This is a genomic window from Kluyvera sp. EC_51 (assembly GCF_019584505.1).
GTDB classification, from domain to species: Bacteria; Pseudomonadota; Gammaproteobacteria; order Enterobacterales; family Enterobacteriaceae; genus Kluyvera; species Kluyvera sichuanensis.
Map to the genome: position 1 here is coordinate 1 of NZ_VDAG01000121.1, position 852 is coordinate 852.

Annotated in this window: 2 protein-coding genes and 1 pseudogene; all 3 read right to left on the reverse strand. The window is 56.3% G+C overall.

Going from position 1 to position 852, the window contains the following annotated elements; translation table 11 throughout:
* Positions 1 to 74, reverse strand: a pseudogene (locus FHC49_RS24510) (hypothetical protein); the annotation flags it as partial.
* 15 nt (positions 75 to 89) lie between these two features.
* A complete protein-coding gene (locus FHC49_RS23505) occupies positions 90 to 548 on the reverse strand; it encodes an antirestriction protein (RefSeq protein ID WP_000211838.1) in 459 nt (152 codons plus the stop codon).
* A gap of 97 nt (positions 549 to 645) precedes the next feature.
* A partial coding sequence (locus FHC49_RS23510) for a DUF905 domain-containing protein (protein WP_048977961.1) occupies positions 646 to 852 on the reverse strand: 207 nt, incomplete at its 5' end.

The window sequence follows — 852 nt, forward strand, 5'->3', positions numbered from 1 at the left end:
GCCCTGAGCGCCCGCTGAATGAGACGCCGGTCCTGTGGCGTCATCTCGCCGGGTAAAAAGGAAAGCTGTTTCATCTGTTGCTCCTTCGGTCAGTCGATAATACGCAGAATGGCGTGAGCCTCTGGATGTTGCATGGCATACTCCCGCAGGCGGTAATAGTGTGCGGTCATCGCGTCACATTCTGTACGGCAGGCATGGTGGCTATACGCAATCAGGCAGACAGCAATACCTGCTGCTTCTGCACTCATTTGGGCATCGTTACCGTTCAGGCAGTTAAACAGACGCCATGTCTCATCGTTGTCAGGCTCGGGGGACATAAATGCGCCGCCATTGCTGAGGGTGTAGAACGACCAGATACCACCGCTGTAGCCCTCACAGAAGCGGTCCATCCAGGCGAAGATATGCGGCTCCAGGAGTAGCCACTGCGGGATAGCGCCAAAGTACTGTGGCCAGAAATCGATACGCTGTTCATCGGGGACCGGCGTGACGGTCAGTTCAAATTCGGGTTGGTTAGCGGGTGCGAGGTCGTGCTGCGTCTGTGTTGTCATGGGTATGTCTCCGTCAATAAAAACGCCAGCGGCGATGGCTGGCGTATGGGGATATAAAGTGTGTTCGGGGAGGTGAATGCGGGTAAATGCTTCGCGATCAGCGGGTGGCCGTGTCTGTACGGATGCCTGAGGTGCGGATATAGCGGTTAAGACCTTCACCGGCATCCGGCTCAAAGTTCCATGCCCGCCAGACCATCCGGCCTTCAGTATCACGAACCACCAGACGGAAGTGACTGCCCTGGTCGTCTTCGAGTGTGATATTGCTGTACGTGGTAGTGACCGCTTGCGCTTGTCTCCGGGTGAA

What these genes read in the sequence shown, in the direction of transcription:
- FHC49_RS23505 (WP_000211838.1), bottom strand. Translation starts at nt 548, where the DNA reads ATGACAACACAGACGCAGCACGACCTCGCACCCGCTAACCAACCCGAA.